Below are 24,777 nucleotides of genomic sequence, written 5' to 3' on the forward strand. Positions count from 1 at the left end.
ATCCCTGGCACTTTCGGCGGCTGACCGCGCGCGTGGCGCGGCGCCGTGCGGAATGGAGCGAGATGGAAGGCCGGTCAGGATGTCGCGGCCAGGTCCGCTTCCGACCGCAGGATGCAGAACTCGTTGCCCTCGGGGTCGGCGAAGACCACCCAGCCCGTGCCGGGACCGTGCTTGTCACGCAGGTCGGCGAGCTCGGTGGCCCCGAGTCCGCGCACCCGCTCGACCTCGTCGTCGCGGGTGCCGGTGCGTGGCCGGAGGTCGAAGTGGATCCGGTTCTTGACGGACTTCGACTCCGGCACCTCGATGAAGAGGACCGTGTGGTGCGTCTCGGGGTCGCGGACCATGCACTCCTCATGGCCGGGCTCGTTCGGGTCGTCGGGGATGTCGACGTACCCCAGCAGCTGCTTCCACCACTCGGAGAGCTCGTAGGCGTTGCGGCAGTCGACGGTGGTGTGTGAGACGAAGGAGGTCATCACCCCAGCGTGACACCGCACGCGGCGAGGAGCGAGCGGATTGCGGCCGGTCCGTCGGCGACGGTCCAGACCTCGGCGTGCATGCCCGCCTCGCGCGCAGCGGCCACGTTGGTGCGGCTGTCGTCGACGAACACCACGTCGCCGGTCGGGACCCCGAGCGACTCGGCGACGCCCGCGAAGAACGCGACGTCGGGCTTGGCGAGCCCGAGGTCGCACGAGTAGAAGCAGGAGTCGAAGAGGTCGTCGTACCCCAGCTCGGTCTTCATGTACGACGCGCGCCGGGCGTGCTGGTTGGTGGCGAGGTGCACGCCGTGACCGGCGGCACGCAGCGACCGCACGAGCGCGACCGAGTCGGGCACGACCTCGATCGCGAGCCACAGCCTGGCGTAGAGCTCCTCGACGGGCGTGTCGATGCCGCGTACGGAGAGCTCGGCGGTCAGTGCTGCCGTGAAGTCGCCGGTGCCGGTCAGGGTGGGGGTCTCGATCTCCGAGAGGACGTGCTGCAGGTCCTCGGCGTGATCGCCGAGGACGCGTGCCAGCGTCTCCCGCCAGCCGCCGGGCACCCGCTGCATGACCCCGTCGGCGTCGAGCAGGACGTGCGGGACCATCGGCAGGGTCAGTCGGTGCCGTGGGTGCGGACGAAGCCGACGATCGCGTCGGCCAGCTCCGGGCGGCACACGATGAGGTCGGGCAGCGAGACGTCATCCTTGTTGTAGACGAGCTCGGATCCGTCGACGCGCGAGCAGAAGAGGCCGGCGGCGCGGGCCACGGCGACCGGCGCCGCGTTGTCCCACTCGTACTGCCCGCCGGCGTGGACGTAGGCGTCGGCCACGTCGCGCACCACGCTCATCACCTTCACGCCGGCGCTCCCCAGCGGCACCAGGTCGGCGCCCAGCTCGGCGGCGAGGGCCGCGACGAAGGCAGGGGGGCGGCTGCGGGACACGGCGATGCGCGGGCGCTCGGAGGTGCGCGCGGGGACGGTCCGGGGCTCAGCGGTGCTGAAGGTCTCGCCGAGCGCAGGCTGCGCCACGGCGCCGGCCGTGAGCTCGCCGGACTCCCACAGCGCCACGTGCACGGCCCAGTCGTCGCGCGGCGGCTCGGAGAACTCGCGGGTGCCGTCGAGCGGGTCGATGATCCAGACGCGGCTCGCGGTCAGCCGGGACCTGTCGTCGGCGGCCTCCTCGGAGAGCACGCTGTCGTCGGGGCGGTACTCCGCGAGCAGCCGGGCGAGGAGCTCCTGCGCCGCAGCGTCGCCGGCGTCCTTGAGCTCCCGGCCCTCGCGTCCCTCGGCCCGGACCTCGAGGAGCCTGGCACCGGCCTGCTCGGCGGCCCAGACGGCGAAGACGTGGTCGTCGGACAGGTCGACAGTGGGGATCTCGATGGTCACGGCGAGCAGCCTCTCACGTGGGTCGACCGACGCGGACGACGCCCGAACCGGTGAGTTTGGAGGGCATCGCGACGGGGTACGTTCCGCCCGTCAGCAGCACCGCCCACCACTTGCACGGGGCCTCGGCCTCACGAAAGGACATCGCACACATGCGTATGCCCCGCCTCATCACCGGTCTCGTCGCCGCCGGCCTCCTCGGCGTCACCCCGTTCGCCGTCGGTGCGCCCGCGCAGGCCACCGCCGTCGTCCCCACCGCCTCGGCGATCGCGGTCGACGAGCCCCTCGTCTCCTACGGCGACGAGGTCTCGATCACGGCCAGCGTCAAGGAGCCTGACGGCAGCAGCGTCTACGACGGCACGGTCGCCCTGCAGGTCTCCACCGCCGCGGCCCCGGCCTGGACCACCGTCGCCACCGACGACGCGTCCGGCTACATCTACTTCAACGACATCAAGCCGACGGCCAACGCGTCGTACAAGCTGGTCTACAGCGGCTACACCGCGCAGAGCACGTACCAGGACACCTACGTCGCGAGCGAGTCGACGCCCGTCACGGTCGGCGTCTCCCGGGCCATCAAGGCCAAGACTCCCGGTCTGCGCGTGGTCGGCAAGGTCACCCCCGACTACAAGAAGGGCAAGGTCAAGGTCTTCCGCAAGGTCGGCAAGAAGTACAAGCCCTTCAAGACGGTGAAGACCGACAAGAAGAGCAAGTTCAGCGTCAAGCTGCCCGCCGCCAAGCGCGGCAAGAAGCTCTTCTTCCGCCTCTACATCCCCGCCGACGCGAGCTTCACCGCGACGGTCGACGACTACTACACCTACAGCTACTGACCCAGCGTCACCGGTTCAGCAGCCACGAGGCCCCGCCGCTCATCACCGAGCAGGTGGGGCCTCGTGCCGTTCATCCAGGGTGGCCGGATGACGGCGTGTCCCGATGCGATCTACTGTTCTCCCACGGAGGGGGGCCGGGAGATGACCAGGACCGCACGAAGCATCTCGGCTCTGGCGGCATGCGCCGCCCTGCTCGTCGGCTGCAGCTCCGCCGGAGACGACCCCAGCGGCGGCGACAGCGCCGGCCAGGGAGCGGACCCCGGGGCCGACTCGAGCCCGCCACCCGTCTCCTCGAGCCCGTCGGGGACCGACGCCGCGTCCTCCAGCCCGGCCGGCGAGGACGCGTCCGGTGCGGGCGGCTCGCCGCCTGCGTCGGACGCACCGCTGGAGGTGCTGCCCAGCGACCCCGCCCCGAGCGGCCTGCCCGGCCTGTCCCCCGCCCCGAGACCCGGCACGCCACTGCTGAGGCGACCTCTGCCCGCCGGCGCGTCGGCCGACGACGCGCTCGTCGAGGGCTATCCCGACGACGTGCTCCCAGCCACGCCCGACAGCACCATCGAGAGCAGCAGCCTCTCCCCGCACGGCCGGCGCCTGCAGGTCGCCCTCTCGGCGAGCACGACCAGCGGGCCGGGCGCGGTGCTGCTGTTCTACCGCCAGCAGCTCGCGTCCCTCGGCTTCACCGAGGAGTCCGTCCCGGCCGCGGCCGGCACCCGGGCCGCCGGCTTCCGGCGCGGGCAGAACGCAGCCACCGTCACCGTCGAGCGGGCCGGCGACACGTCGTCGTACACCCTCTTCGCCACGTTGTACGCCGGCTGAGCGGGGGACGCGTGTACCTCAGCATGAGCGACCGCCCGGGCGGCAAGGACCGGACGGGCACCCGGGGGCCGATCCCGCGCATCGTGATCACTCTGGGCTTCGTCAGCCTGCTGACGGACGTCTCCTCCGAGGCGGTGTCGGCGGTGCTGCCGCTCTACCTCACCGCTGTGCTGGGGCTCTCGACCATCGCCTACGGCTTCGTCGACGGCCTCTACCAGGGCGTGAGCGCGCTGGTCCGCATCGCCGGCGGCTGGGCGGCCGACCGCAGCGACCACCCGAAGTGGGTGGCGGTGGTCGGCTACGGGCTCTCCTGCGTGGCCAGGGTCGCGCTGCTCTTCGCGAGCGGGCTGGGCGCGATCTCGGCCGTCGTCACCGCCGACCGCATCGGCAAGGGCCTGCGCACGGCGCCGCGTGACGCGATGATCTCGGCGGCCACCCCGACCGCCGACCTGGGCCGCGCCTTCGGCGTGCACCGCACCCTCGACACGGTGGGCGCAGCGCTCGGACCGCTGATCGCCTTCACGATCCTCTGGCTGATCCCCGACGGCTACCTCACGGTCTTCATCGTCTCGCTGGCGTTCGCCGTCCTCGGCGTCGCGCTGCTCGGTCTCCTGGTGCCCGACGAGCGACCACGAGAACGGCTCGAGGTCGCGCCCGCGCGCCGGTTCCGCTGGGCCGACGTCGCCGACCCGCGCCTGACTCGCCTGCTCCTCGTCGCCGGCCTGCTGGGGCTCCTCACCGTCGGCGACGGCTTCCTCTACCTGGCACTGATCGACCAGCAGGACTTCGACGCCACCTGGTTCCCGCTGCTCTACGTCGGCACCAACACCGCCTTCCTCATCCTGGCGACGCCACTGGGCGCGCTCGCCGACCGGATCGGCCGGGCGCGGATGCTGGTCCTCGGCCACGCCGCGCTGCTCGGCGCCTACGCGAGCGTGGCCCTGGCGTCGGGAGGCACCACGTTCACCCTGCTCGCCCTGGTGCTGCTCGGCACGTTCTACGCCGCGACCGACGGTGTCATCGCCGCGCTGGCCGGCCGGCTGGTCGCCCCGACGGTGCGCGCCAGCGGCATCGCCTCCGCGCAGACGGTGGTGGCGCTGGCCAGGCTGCTGTCGTCGTTCGGCTTCGGGGTCCTCTGGTACGCCGTGGGGCCGCAGACCGCGCTCCTGGTCGTGGGAGCCGCCCTGGTGGTCGCCGTGCCGGTCGCGCTGCGGCTGATGAACGGCCTCGACGCCTCGGCGGACACGGCATGAGCCGCCGCGTCATCGCCTTCGTCGTGGTCACGGTGCTGGCCATCGGCGGCGCCGTGGCCTTCGTGCTGCGCGACTACGACCGCTACCGCGACCGGATCGACAGCGCGCCACCCGTGGCCCAGACCAGCCTCGACGAGGTCGCCGCCGGGCCCCGCGTGGTGTTCCGCAACACCGCCATCGGCAACGACTACGGGCTGGTGGCCGTGGTGCCGCTCGACGACCCGACCGGGCCGCGGGCGATCACTGACGTCTCCTGCGACCGGGTCGACGCCACCGACACCGGAGGCTCGTGCCTCCAGACCAGGCGGGGCGTGGTCACCCGCTACGCCTGGCTCGACCTGGGCCCCGACCTCGACGTCGAGGACGAGCACGGCCTCGCCGGGCTGCCCTCGCGCACCAGGCTCTCCCCCGACGGCAGCCTGGCCGCCAGCACCGTCTTCGTCGCGGGGCACACCTACATGCAGACCGGCTTCTCCACGGCCACCCGGATCCGCGAGGTGGGAGGCACCGACTACGGCAACCTCGAGCGGTTCGACCTCGTGGTCGGCGGGAAGCGGGTGGCGCCCGCCGACCGCAACGTGTGGGGGGTGACCTTCGCCGACGACAACACGTTCTACGCGACCGTGGCGACCGGCGGCACGCCGTACCTCGTGCAGGGCGACCTGGCTGCCCGCACCCTCACCGAGATCCGCGCCGGAGCCGAGTGCCCGGCGCTGTCGCCGGACGGCGAGCACATCGCCTACAAGAAGAACGTCGGCGACGGGCAGACCCACTGGACCATCGCGGTCCTCGACCTGGGCACCGGCGAGGAGGTGCTGCTCGACGGCGAGACCGCCAACGTCGACGACCAGGTGCAGTGGCTCGACGACGACACGGTGCTCTACGGCCTCCCCCGGACCGACGAGCCGGGAGTCACCGACGTCTGGCAGCTCGACCTGACGCCCGGCGCGACGCCCGAGCTGTTCCTCGAGCAGGCCTGGTCACCCGCGGTGATCCCCTGACCGGGTGCGGTTCCTGATGAACGAGCGGGTGGTTGCCTCGTCGTCGAGGTCGACGTAGCTGCGGCCCTGGTCGTCGGCTGCGGCCGATGCCGCTGCCAGCGCCGGGGGCTGCGTCTCCACGCCGAAGATCCGGTCGTAGACCCCGACGTACGCCGCGGCCTGGGGCCGCCAGTCGAGCAGCTCGGCGACCCGCTGCCGGGCCCGCCAGCCCATCTCCGCCCGCAGGTCGTCGTCGTCGAGGAGGCGCTCGACCGCGTCTGCGAACGCGGCCACGTCGCCGGACTCGACGTACAGCACGGTGTCGCCGCCGGAGACCCGCGTCTCGACGAGGTCGAAGGACACCGAGGGCAGGCCGTAGGCCATGTACTCCATGGTCTTGTTCATGGTCGAGACGTCGTTCAGCGGCGACTTCAGGTCGGGGCACAGGCCGACGTCGGCGGCGCTGAGGTGGTCGGCGATCGCGACCTTGTCGACGCGCCCGGTGAACGTCACGACGCCGCCGAGCCCTCTCTCGACCGACGACTTCTCGAGGTCGGAGAGGCAGTCGCCGAAGCCCATCAGCACCGCGCGCACGTCGGTGCGGCCCCGACGCTGGACCAGCTCCTGCATCACGTCGAGCACCAGGTCGACGCCGTCCTGCGGGCCCATGATGCCGAGATAGGCGAGCGTGTAGCCGTCGGCGCGGGGGGCCGGCCGGATCGGGCGCATCTGCCGGGTGTCCGGCCCGCTGCGCACCACCGTGACGTCCTCGGGTCGGTGACCACCGCGCTCGATGGCCACCCGCCGGTAGGACTCGTTGGTCGAGATGACCTGCTCCGCGGCGCGGAAGGTACGGCGCTCCAGCCAGGTGAGCGCCCGCAGCTCGAGCCGCTCCTTCAGCCCGGACGGCTGCCCGAACCGGGACAGGAACAGCTCGGGGTTGAGGTCGTGGTGGTCGAAGACGAAGCGCACGCCGCGCGAGCGCCACAGCCGGCCGAGCAGCCAGTAGGTGTCGGGAGGGTTGCACGCCTGGATGACCTGGAAGGGCCGCTCCCGCCACACCCGGGCGGAGAGCCACGCCGTGCGCAGCCACGAGTAGACGAACTCGAGGGCGTACCCCGCGAGCCCCTCGGCCTCGGGCGCGGGCCGGTACTTGTAGATGCGTACGCCGTCGATGGTCTGCCGCGCCGGGTCGCCGGGACCCTTCGGGCAGATCACGCTCACGTCGTAGCCGCGTGCGCGGAGCGCCTGGCACTCCAGCCACACCCGTCGGTCGAGGGGCACCGGCAGGTTCTGGACGATGATCAGGACGTGGCGTCCGGACATGGCGCTACCCCTCTGCCTTGCCGTGTGCGGTCACCATCAGCCTCATCCTTGCCTTCATCCTTGCGTAGCGTTCCTTGCCGAGGAGTCGCAGGGCGCCGGAGCGCAGGCCCGCCCGGACGCCGTCACGGACGGCCCGCACCGGGCTCCGGACCAGCAGGTCTCGCGCCAGGTCGGCCCGGGTCGGCTCCGCCTCGTCCAGGGCGCCCTCGGCGAAGAGCCGCCGGTAGCCGCGCGGCGACACCAGCCGGCCCCGGACCCGGTTGCTCACGTTGCTCCCGTGCACGATCTGCAGCCAGCCGGGTGCGGCCCCCAGCAGGACTGCGGGCATCGTCCGCGGCAGCTCGTTGTGGTACGCCGACCAAGCCGTCACCGGGTCGCCCCACCCCTCCCGGACCGAGCAGAACGCGTTGTGGCGGTCCGTACGCCGGTAGAGCCCGGCCGGGCTTTTGATCAGCCCGTGAGTGAGGTAGACCGCGCACCTCTCGTGGCTGACGTCGAGCCCGGTGAGCCGGGAGGAGAAGTCGAGCGCGAGGCCGTCGTCGTTGTCGAGGTTGGTCGTGACCAGCACGTCCCCGGGGTCGTCGACGACCGAGCGCAGGTCGGAGACGAGCTCCTCGCGGCTCACCGCCTCGCGCAGGACCGGCGTCAGCAGTCCGGCGGAGCGCCAGCCCTCCATCCGCTCCAGCAGCCACGACGGGCTCTGCGGGTCGACATAGACGATCCACGAGGGACGGCGGCCCAGCTGTCCCTCGACCGAGGGCAGGCAGTAGCGCTCGAAGAGGTCGACCCGCTCGCGCAGCCAGCCCTCGCGGGCACGGATCAGGCTCTCCACGCCCTGGGAGGGCAGGTTGAACCGGGTCAGCAACACGTGGTCGACGCGCATCAGGCGGCCCTCCTCCGACGCGCCAGCCACCGGTCGAGGAACACCACGAGGATCGTCGTCGACGAGGCGCCCAGCAGCGCGATCGAGAGCGCGGCGCGGGTGCGGCTGCCGCCGACCTGGTAGATCACGGGGTCGGCGGGCGAGGCTCGCAGCGTCATCCGGGACTCGGGCCGGACGCCGAGGTCGACCTGACGGCCGCGCAGGATCTCGCCCAGCTCGTCGGTCAGGCGGCGGGCCGTGCCGGTCACCGTGTCGGGGTCGGAGTCGACGACCTGGACGTCGATGACCGGAGCGTCGTAGACAGGCTGCCACTGGGTCCCGATGTTGCGCAGCCGCACCCGGTAGCCCTCACGCTGCCCCTCGCCGTACAGGGTCGTGCTCGACGAGCCGAACTGACGGGGCTGCCGGCCGTCGTTGAGCTCGGTGACGAGCAGTCCCGCCATCGGGGTCATGCCGTAGGAGGCGTCCTGCAGGTTGTTCGGGTTGCTCGACTCCACCGGCGGGAGCACGACCACCTCGAACTGGGTCCAGAAGATCGGCGGCTGCTGCACCGAGACGACGAGGGCTCCGACGGACACCGCCGCCCCGAGGGCCATCAGGTACCACCGTCGCAGCAGCAGGGACGCGAGGTCACGCGCCGTCATCGCTCTGCCCAGTGCACGCCATCATGGTGACACGGTCCACGCTGAATTCGTCCCCGTTTCGAGAACAGTGTTGACTGATTGTGGGACGATAACGTTCGACTGTCGTCGTGAGCAGCCGGGCGGGGAGCACTCGAAGGGGCGGGGCATGGAGCTGAACGCGTTTGCCGCTGCCCTCGCCCGTCGGTGGTACCTCGTGCTGGTCGCCCTGGTCCTGACTGCGGGGGTGACCTACCTCGTCGTCGAGCGGGTCGGCCCCTCCTACGTCTCCAAGGGCACGGTGCTCCTGTTCCCCCCGAAGACGACCATCGCGGAGTCGGACCAGTCGGTCACCCAGGGGAACCCGTACCTCTACCTCGGCGGCCTCAACCCGGCCCGCGACATCCTGATCCGGACCATGACGTCGACCTCGGCCCGAGACGCCATCGAGGAGCAGTACCCCGGCGCCGGCTACGAGATGTCCTCCGACCCCGGCAGCGACGGGCCGATCATCGCCATCGAGGTGAGCGGCACGTCGGCCGCCGAGACGCTCGACGCGCTCGGGACGCTGCTCGACGAGGTCGACGAGAGCCTCGCCGACCTCCAGGCGGGCCTGGACATCGACGACTCGGCGTACATCTCATCGCGCACCCTGACCGCGGACGAGCGCCCCGAGGTGGTGCGCAAGGGCCAGATCCGCTCGGGCATCGTCGCCGGGGCGAGCGTCCTGACGCTCTCCCTCCTCGCCATCGGCCTGCTCGATGGTCTGGTGGCCGGCCGCGGCCGCAACGATCGGACGTCCGGCACGCAGCCGGTGTCCCTGCTGCGCCGGCGCGAGCGTGACGGTGACGAACCCGAGGAACGCGACACGGGCGACGTCGCTGTCGAGGAGTCGCAGCCCGGTCAGCCGGCGCCCAAGGCGGGCAAGCCCGGTCAGCCGGCGCCCAAGGAGGCCAAGCCCGGCTCGGCCGACCCGAAGCCGCCCAACAAGCGGGAGACCAGGCGCCGGCCGGCCGGCTCCAGGCCGGGTCAGGGCGGCTCGCGCGGCAAGTCCCCCACGGGCAGCTGAGCCATGAGCCCGCTCCGCGCGCTGCACCAGCGCGTCGACGCCTCGACGATCCTGACGGTCTACCTCGTCGTCCTGCTGGCGGTGCCTGCGGTGCTCGGGGTGGGAGCGCTCGGCACCGCCGGGTCGCCGGCCACCCTGGTCGCGATCGCAGCCTTCATGTGGTGGCTCTGGTACCACCTCCAGCGCGACTACCGGGTCGTGACCGGCCGGCAGCCGGTGCGCGCTGCCGTGCTGGCGCTGATGCTGGTCATCCTGGCCGCCTACGCCCACGCGATGTCCTCTCCTCTGCCCGTCGACGAGCTGACGCCCGCTGACAGCGGGGTCCTCAAGCTCATCGGCCTGGCCGGCGTCGTCCTGGTGGCCAACGACGGCATCGCGCGCTTCGACCGGCACCGCATCGTCGTACGCCGCACGGTGATCGCCGTCGGTCTCGTGGCGATGCTGGGAGTGCTCCAGTACGCCACCGGAGATCTCTTCGTCGACCGGATCAGCATCCCCGGCCTCAGCGGCAACGTCTCCGAGCTCACCCTGGCCTCGCGCAGCGGGCTGGCCCGGCCCAGCGGAACCTCGACCCACCCCATCGAGTTCGGCGTCGTGCTGACGATGGTCCTGCCGCTGGCCATCGTGTTCGCCACCCGCTCGCCGAGCCGGCGCTGGCTCTACCGCGTCCTGCTGGCGGCCATCGCCTTCAGCGTCTTCCTCGCCATCTCCCGCTCCGCCATGATCTGCGCCTGCGTGGCGCTGGTGACCCTGGCCGCCTCGTGGAGCTCGGCCGCCCGCTGGCGGGCCCTCGCGGTGATGCTGGTGCTCTTCGTCAGCGTCTACCTCACGGTGCCCGGCCTGCTGGGCACACTGGGCAACCTGTTCACCGGCGCCTCCGAGGACACCAGCATCGCGTCCCGCACCGGAAGCTACGAGATCGCCGCCGTCTTCATCGAGCGCAACCCCTTGCTGGGCCGGGGCTTCGGGACGTTCCTGCCGCAGTACTGGATCCTCGACAACCAGTACCTGGGGCTGCTCATCGAGACCGGGATCTTCGGACTGCTCACGTTCCTCGTCTTCGTCGGCACCGGTGCCCTGGTCGCGCGGCGGGCCTGGAAGCTGGCCGAGGACGAGTTCGACCGGCAGATCGCACGCGCGCTCTTCGCCTCCATCACTGCCGGCGCGGTCGGGCTGGCCTTCTTCGACACCCTCGGCTTCCCGCAGTCGGCGGGCATGCTCTTCCTGCTGATCGGGCTGAGCGGCGCCAGCCTCCGCCTCGCGCGGCATCCCCGGACCCGCGCCGCCGCGACCGACCACGAAGAGGAGGCTCCGCGATTCTCACCGTCGTCGTCGTGACCCACAACAGCGCAGCCCACCTGCCCGCCTTCGCAGCCAGCCTGCCGGGCGGGCTGTCCGGCGTACCCCACTGGCAGCTCGTCGTCGTCGACAACGACTCCGCCGACGGCACACCCCAGCTGGTCGAGCAGCTCCTGCCCGACGCCAGGGTGGTCAGGAGCGGCCGGAACGCCGGCTATGCCGCCGGGATCAACGCCGGCGCCGCCCTCGCGCCCGAGGACGGACCGATCCTCGTGCTCAATCCCGACGTGCGACTGCACGACGGGTGCGCGGCCCGGCTGCTGGCCGCCCTCGACCAGGACCGCGTGGGCATCGCCGCGCCGCGGCTGCTCGACGACGACGGAGCGCTGGCCCCCTCGTTGCGACAGGAGCCCTCGCTGCGGCGAGTGTGGGCGGAGGCCCTGCTCGGTGGCCGTCGCGCGGCCCGGCTCGGGCTGTCCGAGACGGTCGCCGACCCGGCGGCCTACGAGTCCGGGCACGACGTCGAGTGGGCGACCGGCGCCGTACTCGCTGTGTCCGCCGAGTGCCGCCGCACGATCGGTCCGTGGGACGAGTCGTTCTTCCTCTACTCCGAGGAGGTCGACTACTGCCGCCGAGCCCGGTCGGCCGGCTTCACCGTCCGCTACGTCCCGGAGGCGGTCGCGTCGCACACGAGCGGGGAGTACGGCGGCAACGTCGACCTGTGGCGCATCCTGGTGCGCAACCGGGCGCGCGACTACGCCCGGCACCACGGGCGCGTCCGCACCACGCTCTTCCGCGCCGGTCTGGCGACCGGCGAGGCGATCAGGTCGCGCGGGCCCGCGCACCGGGCCGGACTCCGGGCCGCCCTGGCGCCGGCTCCACCCGAGCCCGGTGCGCCGCCCACGCCGGGCCAGGAGCGCGGCTTCGTCTGGTTCGCCGCGCAGGACTGGTGGTACCACAACCGGGCGCACTCCGACTTCCAGCTGATGCGGGAGGTGGCGCGCGACCGGCCGGTCCTGGTCGTGAACAGCCTGGGCCTGCGCCTGCCGACGCGCGGCACGAGCACCCACTCGGGTCGGCGGATCCTGCGCAAGCTGCGCAGCACCGCCAAGCTGGTGCGCCGCCCGCTGCCCGACAACCCCGGCTTCCACGTGATGACCCCGCTGCTCCTCCCCCTGTACGGCGACACGATGGGCGCCCGCCTCAATGCCTGGCTGGTCCGCCAGCAGGTCCGCGTCGTGGCCCGCTCGCTCGGCCTCGGCGCCGCGCCCGACATCGGCGTGACCATCCCGACCGCCTGGCCGGTGGTCCGCCGGATGCGGAGGTCGTCGCTGCTCTTCAACCGGTCCGACCTGCACTCGGCCTTCCCCGAGGCCGACAGCACCTGGGTCGCCTCCCTGGAGGACGCGCTGCTGGCGAACGCCGACTCCGTGCTCTACGTCAGCCACGAGCTGATGCGCCGCGACGCGGCCCTGATCGGGGACCGCGGCTTCTTCCTCGACCACGGCGTCGACGTCGACCACTTCAGGCCGGACCCCGGCGGCATCGATCCCGAGATCGCCGGGATCCCGCAGCCCCGGGTGGGCTTCTTCGGCGGACTCGACGACTACGTCGTGGACATGGACCTGCTGCGCCTGACCGCGGTCGAGAACCCCGACGTCAGCCTCGTGCTGATCGGCGACGCCACGTGTCCGATGGACGACCTGACGTCGCTGCCCAACGTGCACTGGCTGGGGTTCCGGCCCTACGAGCGCATCCCCGGGCTCGGACGCGGCTTCGACGTCGCGCTGATGCCGTGGCTCGACAACGAGTGGATCCGCTTCGCCAACCCGATCAAGCTCAAGGAGTACCTCGCCCTGGGGCTGCCTGTCGTCACCACCGAGTATCCCGAGGTCGACGACTACCGTGACCGGGTGCGGGTGGCGGGTGAGCGGTCGGAGTTCCCGACGCTGGTGCGGGCCGCGCTCGCCGAGCCGGTCGACCGTGACGAGCTCCGCGCCTCGATCCTCGACTACAGCTGGGCGGCGCGGGCCCGGGCGCTCGTGCGGCTCACCGACCACGCCGGGAGGCACTGATGTGCGGCATCGCCGGCGTACGCCGGTTCGACGGCGCGGGCGTGGACGACGCCATGCTGCGCGCGATGGCCGCGACGCTGACGCACCGGGGACCCGACGAGTCGGCGGTGTGGCACGGCCCGGGCCTGGGCCTGGCCCACACCCGCCTGTCGATCATCGACCTGGCCGACTCGCACCAGCCGATGCACTCGGTCGACGGCCGCTGGGTGCTCGTCTTCAACGGCGAGATCTTCAACTACCGGCAGCTGCGCGCCGATCTCGACTACCCCTTCGGCACGAGCGGCGACACCGAGGTCGTCCTCGCCGGCCTGGCGACCGAGGGGATCGGGTTCGTCGACCGGCTCCGCGGCCAGTTCGCCCTGGTCGCTCACGACGCGGAGACCGGCACCACGCACCTGGTGCGCGACCGCCTCGGGGTCCTGCCGCTCTACTACCGGCTCGACGCGGGCTCGCTGGTCTTCGGCTCCGAGATCAAGGCTCTCCACGCGGGCGGGGTGCCGCGCCGGGTGGACGCGGCCAGCCTGGACGCCTACCTGACCGCCCGGGCCGTGCCGTCCCCGGACACGCTCTTCGACGGCATCAAGAAGCTCCCCCCGGCCCACCGGGCGGCGCTCTCCTCCGACGGCACCCTCGAGGTGACCCGCTACTGGGCGCTCCCCACCCAGGACTCCCCCGGCACCTGGACCCCGGAGCGGGCCGTCGACGCGGTGGACGGCGCCGTGCGCGAGGCCGTCGGAGCCGCGCTCGTGGCCGACGTCCCGGTCGGTTCCTACCTCAGCGGCGGCATCGACAGCAGCCTGATCGCCGCCGTCGCCCAGGCGACCCGGTCGTCGGGGCGGATCAAGACCTTCGCCGCCGGCTTCGGCGACCCGCGCCACGACGAGCTGCCGTGGGCCCGCCGGGTCAGCGAGCACGTCGGGACCGACCATCACGAGGTCCACCTGCGCGCCGACGACTTCGAGGACCTCTGGCCCGTGCTGACCTGGCACCGGGACGCACCCGTCTCCGAGCCCGCCGACATCGCGGTGTTCGGGCTCGCGAAGGCGGCCCGCGAGCAGGTCCGCGTCGTCCTCTCCGGGGAGGGTGGCGACGAGCTCTTCGCGGGCTACCCCAAGTACCGCTACGCCCGGGCGGTCGCTGCGGCCGGCATCGTCCCGGCCGGCGTACGCCGCTCGGTCGTCGACCGCGTCGAGCCACGGCTCGGCACCCGTCTGGCCCGGGCGCGGGTCGCCCTGCGCGCAGCGGGCGGGGCCGACGAGACCGAGCGGCTGCGCACCTGGTTCGCACCCTTCACGACCGCCGAGCGACGTGCCCTGCTCGGGGGTGACGCACCTGTCCGGCCGCACGACGCCAGCCCGCCCGGAGCCGACACCGTCGACCGGATGCTGCGCCACGACCTGCGGGCGTGGCTGCCCGACAACCTCCTCGAGCGTGGCGACCGGATGTCGATGGCCGCCTCGCTCGAGCTGAGGCCGCCCCTGCTCGACCACCACCTGGTCGAGCTGGCCTTCCGGCTGCCGTCGAGCGTCAAGGTGCGGCGCGGGGTGACCAAGTGGGTCCTCAAGGAGGTCGCCCGCCGCTACCTGCCCGACGAGGTCGTCGACCGTCGCAAGGTGGGCTTCCGGGTCCCGCTGGACCACTGGTTCCGCACCGGCCTGCGCGACTCCATGTGGGACCGGCTCACCGGCACCGACTCCTTCGTGGCCCAGACCTTCGACCGCGCGGCGGTGCGCACGCTCCTGGAACGCCATGAGCGTGGCACCGCCAGCGAGGAGAGCCGGATCTGGACCCTGATGTGCCTCGAGGTGTGGCACGAGCAGTTCTTCAGGGCCCAGACCTGAGCCGAAGGGCTACTGCCGGACGGGTCGGCCCGCCGACTTCTTGGCGCTCGGGTCGAACAGGTAGTTCTTCCGCCAGGTGTCCCAACCGTCGCCCTCGTCGACGACGGAGGGGCCCCAGCCGGTTGACCGGAAGCGGTTGTTGATCGAGGACAGGTCGTCGTACGAGCCGCCGCCACCGGAGACGAACAGGTTGTAGCCGTCGCCCTCGATGTAGTTGCCGATGACGTCGACGTTGTAGATCGACTCCCAGGTGGGCTGGATGAACAGCCCGCCGGTGACGTTGCCGCTGGTGCACTCCAGACGGTTGTTCAAGAAGGTCGCGGACCGGCCGCCGGCCTTCTCGAAGTCACGGATGGTGGCGGCCTCGTTGTGCGAGTCGCCGTAGGAGCGCAGGCCGGTCACGTAGTTGTTCTCCGCCAGCGCGTCGAACTTGTCGCCGGTCTCGAAGAAGCAGATGCCCGAGCCCATGCCGTGCATGAGGTTGCGCTTCAGGGTGCCGATGCCGAGGAACGCGCACGAGGTGGAGATCTCCTCGGGATCCATGGCGAGGCCACTGATCTCCGAGTCCCGGATCACGACGTGACCGCGTGCGGGGGCCGAGCAGCTGTCGTCGCACCTGGTCGTGGTGACGAGGAACTCGTTGTGGTAGCCCGTGCTCGTCGGCCGGATGCACGACTTGGTCACGACGATGTCGCCGTTGGAGAGGTCGAGCGGCTCGGTCACCAGCCTGCGCTTGATCTTGGTGCCGGCGGGCGGCCGGGCGGGGCCGGTGTACTCCTTCAGGGAGTCACACGACAGACCGAACGGCGCCAAGCCGACCTTCCGCTCGTTGAGCTGCCAGCCGCGAAGGGTCTTCTTGTGCTTCGGGGCGGCGGCCCGGAGCTGGGGGTCCTGCTCCGCAGCGGGGCCTGTCTGCTGGGCCTGGCTGGGCCGGCTCGAGCTCGGCGCGTCGCGCCAGGGGCCGGCGGCAGACGCGGACGGAGCGAGGAGCAGGGCGGCCATCAGGGCGGCCAGGAGAACAGGCACTGGGGTGCCTCGGGATCGAGCTCGGAACATGCGACACACCTCTCGGGGGCGAGGTAGGGAGCAGACCGGGCCAAGGCCCGATCGGGACAATGTGCTACGCGTCGGTCCAACACCATGCCCCAGGCCCGCGACCATCGCAAACCGGCGCTCAGGCCGGTGCCGCCCCCGCGGTGCCGTCCGCTGGGCCGTACAGCACCCCGTCGAGGAGCTCGACGAGCCGGTCCTGGGTGTCCGACCAGCTGCCCGTCACGCTCCGGCTGGCAGTCGCCGCACGAGCCTGGAGGTCGGGGTGCGCGACCACCTCGGCGAGCGCCTGACCAAGGGCACGCGGGGTCGGGTCGGCCCAGACGACGTGGTCGTTGTCGAGTCCCCCGTGGGCGTAGGGACTGCGGTTCGCCACCGGGATGTTGCCGGCGGCGAGCATCTCCCCGCCGACCAGGGTGACGTTGGTGAACGAGAGGGCCAGGCCGCCGATCGTGCGGTTGTAGAGCGCGTTGAGCTCGACGGCGGAGAGCCGCCCGTGGTTGGTCACCGGGAAGCCGAGGTCGCTGACGTGGTCGCCGTAGACCTGGATCTCCTGGTCGGGTCGGATCCGGTGGAACTCGGCGAGGGCGCGCACCCCGATGTCGTAGCCGCGGCGAGGCACGTGGCGGCGGGCGAAGAACACCACTCCCGACCGCTCCTGTGCCGGGTTGTCGATGCGGTAGGCCTCGGTGTCGCAGCCGAACGGCACCACCACGGAGGCGGCCCCGGCCTGGATGGCCAGCATGTCGGCCACGGCCGCGCCCAGCGCGACGTTGACGAACCCGAAGCGGTAGGTGTCCTCGGCCAGCGAGTGGAGCGAGCCCCGCGGGAAGAAGAACGGCTCGTAGTCCTGGACGAAGTAGAGCCGGTGCATCGCCGAGGTGCCGCGAAGGGCCAGGATCTGCGCCGACTCCCACGAGCTGGCGACACAGGCGTCGACTCCGTCGATCGGTCCCGTCGCGTCGCGATACTCGACGTCGAGGCCGGGCCAGCCGGCGCGCATCCGAGCAACGTTGCGGTCGAAGTCGCCGCCGTAGACGTCGTACAGGAACACCACGCACCGGTGCCCACGCTCGCGGACGCCTCGGACCATGCGGAAGAGCGTGGTGTGCCCGCCGGAGGCCGGACCGGCGGGGGTGCACACCCACCCGACCGTCGCGGCGGCACCCTCGGGAAGGACGACCCCTGGGGTCAGGCGCAGCTGCCCCGGATCGGCGAGATCGCCCTCGAGCAGGTGCACCGCGAGGTCGTCGGAGCGGTACCGGTCGTGGACGCGCTGGCCCATCGTGGCGGCCACCGAGCGCGCGCCCCGACGGCGGACCTTGCGGATGGTCGCGAGGGCCGACGCTGCGTGCCCGGCCGGGTCGAGTCTCACCGAGGCGTCCCTAGTTTCCCAGGGAGGACGTGAGCACCGACACGACCCGGACCTGCTGCTCCTCAGTGATGCCGGGGAACAACGGCAGCGACAGGATGCGGTCGCAGGCGGCCTCGGACACGGGGAAGTCCCCCCGCTGGTGGCCGAGGTGGGCGAAGGCGGGGAGCAGGTGCACGGGCAGCGGGTAGTGGATGCCCGCGCCGATGCCCGCCGCGCCGAGGTCGGCCAGCACGCGGTCGCGCTCGGCCACCTGGACGACGTACAGGTGCCAGACGTGCTCGTTGCCCGCGGCGATGACGGGAACCTCGACGCCCGCGACGTCAGCGAGCAGGTCGGCGTACAGGGTCGCGGCGGCGCGGCGCTCGGCGTTCCACTCGTCGAGCACTTCGAGCTTCGCCGACAGCACGGCGGCCTGCAGCGAGTCCATCCGCGAGTTCACGCCCATGAGGGTGTGCTCGTAGCGGCGGACGCCGCCGTGGTTGCGGATGGCGCGGATCCGCTCGGCCACCTCGGCGTTAGGGGTCAGCACCGCGCCGGCGTCGCCGTAGGCGCCGAGGTTCTTGCCGGGGTAGAAGCTCGTGCCCGTGACGTCTCCCACTGAACCCGCCCGGGCGCCGAACCTGCTCGCGCCCTGCGACTGGGCGGCGTCCTCGACGAGGAGTACGTCGTCGGGCAGGACTGCCCGCAGCTCCTCCATGGGCGCCATCTGGCCGTAGAGGTGGACTCCGATGACCGCCCGGGTCGCGGGCGTGAGGCGTTCCTTGACCGACGCGGGGTCGATCAGGTAGTCCTCCGTCGCGTCGGCGAGCACCACCTCGGCACCGGCGCGGACGACGGCTTCGGCCGTCGCGACGAACGTGTTGGCGGGGATGATCACCTGGTCGCCGGCACCGATGCCGAGGCCGCGCAGGGCGAGCTCGATCGCGTCGGTGCCATTGGCCACGCCGAGGCACTCGGAGACCCCGCAGTAGCGGGCGAACTCCTCCTCGAAACGGGTCACGGCCGGGCCGAGCACGAAGGAGGTCGTGGCGAGCACCTCCTGCATGCCGGCGGAGATGGCTTCGGCGACGCGCTCGTGGGCGAGGGCGAGGTCGACGAGGGGGATGGGGCGTTCGGTCATGTCACTTCCTGGTTCGTCTGGACCGGCGCCGGGTCGACCGGCGCCGGGGGGTCTTTGAGGAGGCGGCGCTGGGTGCGGAGCCACGGCCACATGCATGCGAGGTAGGTCAGCGCGAGGGCGGATCCGGCTGCCAGGATCCGCAGGTAGGGGTTGTCGACCAGCCCGGCGACGAGCAGCCCGGCCGCGGCCGCGGGCAGCACACCCAGCGACGCGGGCAGGAAGCCGAGCAGGAGAGCGCCGACAGGTACGTCGTAGCGGCGCATGGTGGCGAGGTAGACGGGCAGCATCACGAGTGCGGCCACGATCACATGGGCCCAGCCGGCGCCGACGATGCCGTCACGCTGGATGGCGAGGTACATGGCCGGCGTCAGGGCGGCGATCCAGACCACCTGGGTCCAGAGCAGGGCTCCCGCCGCGCCGCAGGCGGTGAGGTAGGCGATCCAGAGGTCGAACGCCACGCGCAGGGCGCCGAAGACGGCGAGCCCGACGAGCACCGGCGCGGACGGCAGCCACCGCTGGCCGTAGACCACCTCGATGACGGGGTCGGCCAGGATCGCCAGCACCACCGCCACGGGCAGGGCTGCGGCCCACACCACCGAGGTCGCCCGGACCACCCCGGTGACGTCGCGCTGCCCGGACTCCAGGCTGCGCTGGCTGAACGCCGGGAAGGCCACGGCACGGACGGCGGTGCCGATGACCGACGAGGGCCAGGAGGAGATGTTGAACGCGAGCACGTAGAAGCCCAGGGCGGTGGCTCCGGCCACCCCGCCGACGAGCATGGTGTCGATGTTGAGCAGGGTCCACGCCAGCACCCCGGCACAGGCCAGGGGAAGCCCGAAGCGGATGCCGGAGCGCGCGATGTCGGGCTGCCAGCCCACCCGGAACCGCCGACCCGTGAGGTGGAACTGCAAGACGGTGGCCACGACCTGTCCCGCGACCCGGCCGATGGCGAGTGAGATGGGTCCCCAGTCAGCCACCACGAGGCTGATCGTGACGACGGTGCCGACCACGAAGTTGCTGGCCTCGATCATGAACAGCTTGGACTGCTGGAACTCGCGCTGCAGGTGCGCGAAGGGCACCGCCGTGATCCCGGCCAGGGGCAGGGTCAGGGCCATCACGACGATGACCGGGGCGGCCTCGGCCGACCCCATCAGCCGGGCCACCGGCTCGGCCGTCACCCACATCAGCACCATCAGCGTGCCCGACGCGCCCAGCGCGACGGTGGTGATGGTCGGTCCGCGACGATCGAGGTCTCCGTGCCTGACGAGGTCGGCCGCCAGCCCGAGCTCGGCGAGGTTGATCAGGATCACCTGGACCATCAGGGCGATGGCGTAGACGCCGAACTCCTCCGGCACCAGCAGCCTGGCCAGCACGACACCTGTCAGCAGCGACCCGAGCCGCATCGAGGCGTTGCTCACGGCACTCCAGGCGAACCCGCGGGTGACCTTGCCGGAGAGCGCGCGGCTCATAGCCCGTACCTGTGCCAGCGGTGGTAGCGCATCGTCTCGCGGACCCGGCGGCGTGCGGCTCGGCCGCTGCGGATCGCCCCGCCGAGCACGACCGGCGAGGAAGAGGGACGCGGCCTCCGGGCCAGCGGACCGGCGGTCTCGTCGGCGAACGCCAGGAACGCCGCGCGGTCGGCCGGGGACTCCGCGGCCTCGCGGGCCAGCCGGCGGGCCTGGCTCGCCAGGGCCGCGCGGGCGCGGGCGTGCAGCTGCCGCGCGTCGGCGGGCAGCGGATCGCCCTCCGCCATGAGCAGCTCGAAGGTGGTACGCCGCTCCGTCAGGTCGACGAGCATGCCGGCGTAGGTGGTGAGGTGCATGTTGGCGCCGTGCACGCGGTAGTAGGCCTGGTCGGTGCCGTTGACGCGCCCGATGTCCCAGCGCAGCGCGGTGTGCAGCCAGGCGGCGAGGTCGGCGGAGTGCGGCAACCGGGCGTCGTACTCGCCGATCTGCTGCCAGGCCTCGCGGCGGAGGACGACCTCGGGGCTCATGATGACGTTGCCGCCGCGGCGCACCAGAGCGCCCAGCCACTCCCGGCCGGACCACACGGTCCAGTTGCGGGGCTCCTCCTGCGAGGGGGTCGGCGTCGTCTCGAAGGTCGCCGGGTGGCCGTAGACGAGCCCCACCCGCGGGTGGTGCTCCATCAGCGCCACGGCCCGGGTGAGCGCGTTGCGCGGCAGCTGGTCGTCGGCGGAGAGCAGCACGACGTAGTCGCCGGTGGCCTTGGTGAGGCCGTCGTTGTAGGTGCGGATGTGGCCGGCGTTGACGTCGTGCACGAGCACGTCGACACGCGGGTCGGCCGCCGCGAGCTTGCGCGCGACCCTGGCGCTGTCGTCGGGTGAGGCGTCGTCGACGATGAGCACGTCGACCTCGAGGCCCTCCTGGTCGAGGGCGCTGGCCACCGCGTCGGGCAGGTAGTGCCCGTAGTTGTAGCAGGGGACGACCACCGACACGGTCGGGCGCGTGGTCAGCGCGCGCGGCCGATGGAACCTCATGTCAGCCGCTCCTCACGCGGGCTGCGGCGGCAACCCGGCGGGCGGGCACTCCCACCCAGGTCTCGCCGGCGGGCAGGTCGGACAGCAGGGCGGCACCCATGCCGAGCACCGCGTCGGGGCCGATCGCGACGCGTTCGCGGACGCTGGAGGACATGCCGAGGTAGGCGCCCTCCCCCACCGACACCTCTCCACCGAGGGTGACCCCGGCGCACAGGGTCGCGAAGTCGCCGACCGCGTCGTCGTGGGTGAGCGTGACGTGCGGCATGGCCACGACGTGGTCGCCGAGACGGACGTCGGCCGTCATCACCACGCCCGCGAGCACGATGCTGCCGGCGCCGACGTCGCAGCCGGGCGGCACGACGGCGGCGGGGTGGACGGTCGTGGCGTAGCGGTCGCGGGTGACGCCGAGCTCTGCGAGGCGGGCGACGAGCGAGCGGCGTACGGCGCCGCGTCCGGCGCAGACGAGCACGGCGTGGTCGGCGTACTCACGCACCAGCTCGAGGCCGCCGACGACCGGGACGCTGTCGAGGGACGTGCCCCAGCGGTCAGGGTCGTCGTCGACGACGTGGAAGGAGTCGAAGCGCTCGAGGAGCTGCTCGACGACCAGCGTCTCGCGGGCCAGCCCGCTGGCGGCGACGAGCAGCAGGCCGTTCATCAGCCGCGTGCCGCACTGCGCAGCGCCTCGATGACCCGCGCCTGGTCGGACTCCGAGAGCTGGTGGAACAGCGGCAGGATCAGGGTGCGGTCGGTGAGCCGCTCGGTCACCGGCAGCGGGAGGTCGCCCGTGTCGACGCCGCGGTAGGCGGGCTGTCGATGGGCGGCCATGATGCCGCGACGCGCCGAGATGCCCGCCTCGGCGAGGCTCGCCATCAGCTGCTCGCGGTCCTGCTGGAAGCCTGGCTCGACCTCGACCCAGCACGACTGGTAGTTGGTGGTGCCCCACGCCGGGTCGGTCACGATGCGCAGCCCTTCGATCTCGTCGACGGCCTTGGCGTACGACGCGGCGATGGCCCGGCGGCGGGCGACCACCTCCGGCAACCGGCCGAGCTGGACGATGCCCACCGCCGCCTGGAGGTCGGTCATCCGGAAGTTGAAGCCGATCTCGGCGTACTTCTCCGGAGGAGCCAGGACCTGCGAGTGCCGGTCTGCCGCGGAGACGCTCATCGCGTGCTCACGGAGCTGCCGGGCGCGGGCCGCCCACTCGGGACGGGACGTGGTGATCATGCCGCCCTCACCGGTGGTGAGGATCTTCCGCGGGTGGAACGACCAGGCGGCGATCTCGGCGCCGGCGCCGACCGGACGACCACGGTAGGTCGAGCCGGCCGCACACGCGGCGTCCTCGATCACGACGATGCCCTGCGGGTCGCACAGCGCGCGGAGCGGGTCCAGGTCGAGGGGGACGCCGCCCTGGTCGACGCCGATGACGGCGCGCGTCTGCGCCGTGAGCGCCGCGGCGACGGTCTCGGCCGTGAGGTTGCCGGTGGTGGGGTCCACGTCGGCGAAGACGGGGCGGGCGCCGACGTAGGTCACGGCGTTGGCGGTGGCGATGAAGGAGAACGACGGCACCACGACGTCGTCACCGGGACCGACCCCGGCCACCAGCAGGGCCAGGTGGAGCCCGGTCGTGCACGACGAGACGGCCACCGCGTGCTCGGCCTGCACGAACTCGGCGAAGGCGGCCTCGAACGCCGCGACGCGGGGTCCCTGGGCGACCCAGCCCGACGCGATGACCTCGGCCACGGCGGCGGCCTCCTCGTCGCCGAGCCAGGGCTGCATGACGTTGATGCGGCTCACGACGCCACCGGGGTGCGGCCCGCCGCGATCTCGGCGCGCAGGGGGCGCCACCACTCGACGAGCTCGCGCAGCCCCTGCTCGAGGCCGACCTGGGCGACGAAGCCGAGGTCGCGCTCGGCAGCCGAGACATCCGCGAGCCGGCGTACGACGCCGTTGACGGCGCGCTCGGGGCCGTGCTCGACGTCGAGGTCGGAACCCATCACCCGCAGCAGCGCCTCGGCCAGCCCGAGCAGGCTCGTCTCCTCGCCACACGCGATGTTGTAGACACCGTCGGTGACGTCGCTGGCGGCCGCGAGCACGTTGGCCCGGGCGATGTCGGTGGTGTAGGCGAAGTCCATCGTCTGCAGACCGTCACCGAAGATCAGGGGCGGCTGGCCGTCGGCGATCCGCTCCATCCAGCGCACGAGCACCTCGGTGTAGAGGCCGTGCACGTCCATCCGCGGTCCGTAGACGTTGAAGTAGCGCAGGAGCACGTAGTCGAGGCCGTTCATCGCCCGGAAGCTGCGAATCATGCCCTCGTTGAACGACTTGGCGGCGCCGTAGAAGGTGTCGTTGTTGTGGTGGTGGTGCCGCTCGGTGGTCGGGAACTCCTCGGCCAGGCCGTACACCGACGCCGAGGACGCGGCCACGAGCTTGTCGACCCCGTGCTCGACGGCTGCCTCGACGACGTTGAACGTGCCGTCGACCAGCACCTCGAGCGCCAGCCGGGGCTCCTCGGCGCACTGGGTGATGCGGATCGCCGCCTGGTGGAAGACCAGGTCCTTGCCGCGGGTCGTGTCGTGCACCAGGTCCCGGTCGCGTACGTCGCCCTCGACGAGCGTCACCCGCCCGGAGGCCATGGCCTCGTCGAGGTTGGCCCGACGGCCGCGGACGAGGTTGTCGAGCACGTCGACATGGGCCACGTCGGCCGCCACGAGCTGGTCGACCAACGTCGAGCCGATGGTGCCTGCGCCGCCGGTCACCAGGACCCGGGCGCCTGAGAGCGTCGTCATCAGACTGCCTCCAGCTCTGGGGTTGAAAGTCCGGCGTCGACGAGCGCCCCGCCGTCGGCGAGGCTGGCCGAGGCCGCCTCCAGCACCGACAGCACGCGCAGCCCGGCTTCCCCGTCGGTCCGTGAGGCCCGCTGGTCGCGGATGCACGCGGCGTACTCCGCGACCATGGCGCCCAGAGCCTCGCGCTCCGGCAGCGCCGGAGCCCAGGTGTCACCGAGCCGGTAGGAGATCGTGGCGGCCGCCCGGTCGTCGGAGGAGTCCACCGACTGCTGGGCCAGGTCGACTCCCCGGTCGTAGACACTCAGCCGCTGCTGCGGGTTGAGGTCGTCCCAGACGAGGGTGCGTCGGCTGCCGCCGATCACCATCTGGCGGATCTTCGTGGGGCTGAGCCAGTTGACGTGGACGTGCGCGATGGCGCCGCCCGGCAGCGGCATGGTGAGGTAGCCGACACACGGCTTGCCGGCGCCGAGCGGGTCGCCGCCCTGGGCCGAGACGCCCGTGGGGCGGAGCCCGCCCGGGAGGATGAAGTCGAGGATGGACAGGTCGTGCGGGGCGAGGTCCCAGAAGACGTCGACGTCGGGCTGCACCAGGCCGAGGTTGATGCGCACGGAGTCGACGAAGAGGATGTCGCCGAGCTCGCCCGCCTCCACCAGCTCACGGATCTTGAGCACGGCCGGCGTGTAGCAGTAGGTGTGGTCGGCCATCAGCACGAGACCCTGCGACCGCGCGAGGTCGACCATGGTCGAGCCCTGGGCGACGCTCTCGGCCAGCGGCTTCTCGACCAGCACGTGCTTGCCGGCGTGCAGGGCCGCGAGCGCGATGTCCTGGTGTGTCCGGGCCGGCGTGGCGATCGCGATGGCGTCCACGTCGTCGCGCGAGAGCACCTCGGCGAGGTCGGCGTGCACGTCGACGCCGCTGCGTTCGCCGAGCACTCGCTGTGCGCGATCGACATCGAGGTCGCATACGGCGACGAGGTCCCAGTCCTCGGCGATCCGGAAGTTCCGGATCAGGTTGGGTCCCCAGTAGCCGGCGCCCACGACGGCAACGCCCAGCCTTCTGCTGTCTGACATTCAATCCCCCCAGGATTGTCGAGCTTGTTGTGT

Annotated in this window: 23 protein-coding genes; 8 read left to right on the forward strand and 15 right to left on the reverse strand. The window is 72.1% G+C overall.

Annotated features, from left to right (window positions below; translation table 11 throughout):
• Window positions 1–74 precede the first annotated feature (74 nt).
• The 3 genes from ACP7BP_RS01810 to ACP7BP_RS01820 are packed head-to-tail and all read right to left on the reverse strand — an operon-like array spanning window position 75 to window position 1,860.
• On the reverse strand, window positions 75–473 hold the full coding sequence (locus ACP7BP_RS01810) for a VOC family protein (protein ID WP_426241918.1): 399 nt from the start codon (window positions 471–473) through the stop codon (window positions 75–77).
• Window positions 473–1,081 carry an HAD family hydrolase gene (locus ACP7BP_RS01815; RefSeq protein ID WP_426241920.1) on the reverse strand — a complete coding sequence of 203 codons (609 nt, stop codon included), beginning with the start codon at window positions 1,079–1,081 and terminating at the stop codon, window positions 473–475. Before ACP7BP_RS01815 ends, ACP7BP_RS01810 begins: the two co-directional genes overlap by 1 nt.
• A gap of 8 nt (window positions 1,082–1,089) precedes the next feature.
• A complete protein-coding gene (locus ACP7BP_RS01820; protein ID WP_426241922.1) occupies window positions 1,090–1,860 on the reverse strand; it encodes a 3'(2'),5'-bisphosphate nucleotidase CysQ in 771 nt (256 codons plus the stop codon).
• A gap of 149 nt (window positions 1,861–2,009) precedes the next feature.
• Here ACP7BP_RS01820 and ACP7BP_RS01825 point away from each other — a divergent pair, with 149 nt between their 5' ends.
• From ACP7BP_RS01825 to ACP7BP_RS01840, 4 genes are all read left to right on the forward strand, one after another.
• Entirely contained in the window at window positions 2,010–2,684 is a 675-nt protein-coding gene (locus ACP7BP_RS01825) for a hypothetical protein (RefSeq protein WP_426241924.1), read from the forward strand.
• A 141-nt stretch (window positions 2,685–2,825) separates the two neighbouring features.
• Window positions 2,826–3,500 carry a hypothetical protein gene (locus ACP7BP_RS01830; RefSeq protein WP_426241926.1) on the forward strand — a complete coding sequence of 225 codons (675 nt, stop codon included), beginning with the start codon at window positions 2,826–2,828 and terminating at the stop codon, window positions 3,498–3,500.
• A gap of 23 nt (window positions 3,501–3,523) precedes the next feature.
• Complete coding sequence (locus ACP7BP_RS01835) at window positions 3,524–4,753, forward strand: MFS transporter (protein WP_426241928.1); 1,230 nt, start codon at window positions 3,524–3,526, stop codon at window positions 4,751–4,753.
• The gene (locus ACP7BP_RS01840; protein WP_426241930.1) at window positions 4,750–5,754 is read left to right on the forward strand and encodes a hypothetical protein; all 1,005 of its coding nucleotides are present in this window, start codon (window positions 4,750–4,752) and stop codon (window positions 5,752–5,754) included. Before ACP7BP_RS01835 ends, ACP7BP_RS01840 begins: the two co-directional genes overlap by 4 nt.
• Here the strand turns inward: ACP7BP_RS01840 and ACP7BP_RS01845 are convergent.
• From ACP7BP_RS01845 to ACP7BP_RS01855, 3 genes are read right to left on the reverse strand one after another with little or no spacing between them, the layout of a single operon-like run.
• Entirely contained in the window at window positions 5,734–7,059 is a 1,326-nt protein-coding gene (locus ACP7BP_RS01845; protein WP_426241932.1) for a glycosyltransferase family 4 protein, read from the reverse strand. The genes ACP7BP_RS01840 and ACP7BP_RS01845 overlap by 21 nt on opposite strands.
• Window positions 7,060–7,063: 4 nt before the next feature.
• Complete coding sequence (locus ACP7BP_RS01850; RefSeq protein ID WP_426241934.1) at window positions 7,064–7,942, reverse strand: glycosyltransferase; 879 nt, start codon at window positions 7,940–7,942, stop codon at window positions 7,064–7,066.
• On the reverse strand, window positions 7,942–8,586 hold the full coding sequence (locus ACP7BP_RS01855; protein WP_426241936.1) for a hypothetical protein: 645 nt from the start codon (window positions 8,584–8,586) through the stop codon (window positions 7,942–7,944). Before ACP7BP_RS01855 ends, ACP7BP_RS01850 begins: the two co-directional genes overlap by 1 nt.
• Before the next feature lie 145 nt (window positions 8,587–8,731).
• Here ACP7BP_RS01855 and ACP7BP_RS01860 point away from each other — a divergent pair, with 145 nt between their 5' ends.
• From ACP7BP_RS01860 to asnB, 4 genes are read left to right on the forward strand one after another with little or no spacing between them, the layout of a single operon-like run.
• The gene (locus ACP7BP_RS01860; protein ID WP_426241938.1) at window positions 8,732–9,631 is read left to right on the forward strand and encodes a hypothetical protein; all 900 of its coding nucleotides are present in this window, start codon (window positions 8,732–8,734) and stop codon (window positions 9,629–9,631) included.
• 3 nt (window positions 9,632–9,634) lie between these two features.
• The gene (locus ACP7BP_RS01865; RefSeq protein ID WP_426241940.1) at window positions 9,635–10,969 is read left to right on the forward strand and encodes an O-antigen ligase family protein; all 1,335 of its coding nucleotides are present in this window, start codon (window positions 9,635–9,637) and stop codon (window positions 10,967–10,969) included.
• A complete protein-coding gene (locus ACP7BP_RS01870; RefSeq protein WP_426241942.1) occupies window positions 10,966–13,005 on the forward strand; it encodes a glycosyltransferase in 2,040 nt (679 codons plus the stop codon). Before ACP7BP_RS01865 ends, ACP7BP_RS01870 begins: the two co-directional genes overlap by 4 nt.
• Window positions 13,005–14,846, forward strand: coding sequence for an asparagine synthase (glutamine-hydrolyzing) (asnB, locus tag ACP7BP_RS01875; protein WP_426241944.1), 1,842 nt, complete (start codon window positions 13,005–13,007; stop codon window positions 14,844–14,846). Before ACP7BP_RS01870 ends, asnB begins: the two co-directional genes overlap by 1 nt.
• 9 nt (window positions 14,847–14,855) lie before the next feature.
• Here the strand turns inward: asnB and ACP7BP_RS01880 are convergent, their stop codons facing one another.
• From ACP7BP_RS01880 to ACP7BP_RS01920, 9 genes are all read right to left on the reverse strand, one after another.
• Entirely contained in the window at window positions 14,856–15,872 is a 1,017-nt protein-coding gene (locus ACP7BP_RS01880; RefSeq protein WP_426241946.1) for a hypothetical protein, read from the reverse strand.
• A gap of 148 nt (window positions 15,873–16,020) precedes the next feature.
• Window positions 16,021–17,271, reverse strand: coding sequence for a glycosyltransferase family 1 protein (locus ACP7BP_RS01885; RefSeq protein ID WP_426241948.1), 1,251 nt, complete (start codon window positions 17,269–17,271; stop codon window positions 16,021–16,023).
• Between the two features lie 10 nt (window positions 17,272–17,281).
• Window positions 17,282–18,391, reverse strand: a complete 1,110-nt coding sequence (locus tag ACP7BP_RS01890) for a DegT/DnrJ/EryC1/StrS family aminotransferase (protein ID WP_426241950.1) — start codon at window positions 18,389–18,391, stop codon at window positions 17,282–17,284.
• On the reverse strand, window positions 18,388–19,860 hold the full coding sequence (locus ACP7BP_RS01895; protein WP_426241951.1) for a lipopolysaccharide biosynthesis protein: 1,473 nt from the start codon (window positions 19,858–19,860) through the stop codon (window positions 18,388–18,390). Before ACP7BP_RS01895 ends, ACP7BP_RS01890 begins: the two co-directional genes overlap by 4 nt.
• A complete protein-coding gene (locus ACP7BP_RS01900) occupies window positions 19,857–20,888 on the reverse strand; it encodes a glycosyltransferase family 2 protein (protein WP_426241953.1) in 1,032 nt (343 codons plus the stop codon). Before ACP7BP_RS01900 ends, ACP7BP_RS01895 begins: the two co-directional genes overlap by 4 nt.
• Window position 20,889: 1 nt before the next feature.
• Window positions 20,890–21,543, reverse strand: coding sequence for a NeuD/PglB/VioB family sugar acetyltransferase (locus ACP7BP_RS01905; protein ID WP_426241955.1), 654 nt, complete (start codon window positions 21,541–21,543; stop codon window positions 20,890–20,892).
• On the reverse strand, window positions 21,543–22,682 hold the full coding sequence (locus tag ACP7BP_RS01910) for a DegT/DnrJ/EryC1/StrS family aminotransferase (RefSeq protein ID WP_426241957.1): 1,140 nt from the start codon (window positions 22,680–22,682) through the stop codon (window positions 21,543–21,545). The genes ACP7BP_RS01905 and ACP7BP_RS01910 overlap by 1 nt, the downstream gene beginning before the upstream one ends.
• Window positions 22,679–23,674 carry an NAD-dependent epimerase/dehydratase family protein gene (locus ACP7BP_RS01915; RefSeq protein ID WP_426241959.1) on the reverse strand — a complete coding sequence of 332 codons (996 nt, stop codon included), beginning with the start codon at window positions 23,672–23,674 and terminating at the stop codon, window positions 22,679–22,681. The genes ACP7BP_RS01910 and ACP7BP_RS01915 overlap by 4 nt, the downstream gene beginning before the upstream one ends.
• A complete protein-coding gene (locus tag ACP7BP_RS01920) occupies window positions 23,674–24,744 on the reverse strand; it encodes a Gfo/Idh/MocA family protein (protein ID WP_426241961.1) in 1,071 nt (356 codons plus the stop codon). Before ACP7BP_RS01920 ends, ACP7BP_RS01915 begins: the two co-directional genes overlap by 1 nt.
• Window positions 24,745–24,777 lie beyond the last annotated feature (33 nt).

Origin of the sequence: Nocardioides sp. LHG3406-4 (genome assembly GCF_049897745.1) — a bacterium.
Classification (GTDB): Bacteria; Actinomycetota; Actinomycetes; order Propionibacteriales; family Nocardioidaceae; genus Nocardioides.

Excerpts from the sequence above, each read along its gene's own strand:
- ACP7BP_RS01830 (WP_426241926.1), top strand. The coding sequence starts at position 2,826 with ATGACCAGGACCGCACGAAGCATCTCGGCTCTGGCGGCATGCGCCGCC.
- asnB (WP_426241944.1), top strand. The coding sequence starts at position 13,005 with ATGTGCGGCATCGCCGGCGTACGCCGGTTCGACGGCGCGGGCGTGGAC.
- ACP7BP_RS01900 (WP_426241953.1), bottom strand. The coding sequence starts at position 20,888 with ATGAGGTTCCATCGGCCGCGCGCGCTGACCACGCGCCCGACCGTGTCG.
- ACP7BP_RS01855 (WP_426241936.1), bottom strand. The coding sequence starts at position 8,586 with ATGACGGCGCGTGACCTCGCGTCCCTGCTGCTGCGACGGTGGTACCTG.
- ACP7BP_RS01865 (WP_426241940.1), top strand. The coding sequence starts at position 9,635 with ATGAGCCCGCTCCGCGCGCTGCACCAGCGCGTCGACGCCTCGACGATC.
- ACP7BP_RS01860 (WP_426241938.1), top strand. The coding sequence starts at position 8,732 with ATGGAGCTGAACGCGTTTGCCGCTGCCCTCGCCCGTCGGTGGTACCTC.
- ACP7BP_RS01890 (WP_426241950.1), bottom strand. The coding sequence starts at position 18,391 with ATGACCGAACGCCCCATCCCCCTCGTCGACCTCGCCCTCGCCCACGAG.
- ACP7BP_RS01835 (WP_426241928.1), top strand. The coding sequence starts at position 3,524 with ATGAGCGACCGCCCGGGCGGCAAGGACCGGACGGGCACCCGGGGGCCG.
- ACP7BP_RS01905 (WP_426241955.1), bottom strand. The coding sequence starts at position 21,543 with ATGAACGGCCTGCTGCTCGTCGCCGCCAGCGGGCTGGCCCGCGAGACG.
- ACP7BP_RS01845 (WP_426241932.1), bottom strand. The coding sequence starts at position 7,059 with ATGTCCGGACGCCACGTCCTGATCATCGTCCAGAACCTGCCGGTGCCC.
- ACP7BP_RS01915 (WP_426241959.1), bottom strand. The coding sequence starts at position 23,674 with ATGACGACGCTCTCAGGCGCCCGGGTCCTGGTGACCGGCGGCGCAGGC.
- ACP7BP_RS01825 (WP_426241924.1), top strand. The coding sequence starts at position 2,010 with ATGCGTATGCCCCGCCTCATCACCGGTCTCGTCGCCGCCGGCCTCCTC.
- ACP7BP_RS01840 (WP_426241930.1), top strand. The coding sequence starts at position 4,750 with ATGAGCCGCCGCGTCATCGCCTTCGTCGTGGTCACGGTGCTGGCCATC.
- ACP7BP_RS01850 (WP_426241934.1), bottom strand. The coding sequence starts at position 7,942 with ATGCGCGTCGACCACGTGTTGCTGACCCGGTTCAACCTGCCCTCCCAG.
- ACP7BP_RS01920 (WP_426241961.1), bottom strand. The coding sequence starts at position 24,744 with ATGTCAGACAGCAGAAGGCTGGGCGTTGCCGTCGTGGGCGCCGGCTAC.
- ACP7BP_RS01815 (WP_426241920.1), bottom strand. The coding sequence starts at position 1,081 with ATGGTCCCGCACGTCCTGCTCGACGCCGACGGGGTCATGCAGCGGGTG.
- ACP7BP_RS01810 (WP_426241918.1), bottom strand. The coding sequence starts at position 473 with ATGACCTCCTTCGTCTCACACACCACCGTCGACTGCCGCAACGCCTAC.
- ACP7BP_RS01895 (WP_426241951.1), bottom strand. The coding sequence starts at position 19,860 with ATGAGCCGCGCGCTCTCCGGCAAGGTCACCCGCGGGTTCGCCTGGAGT.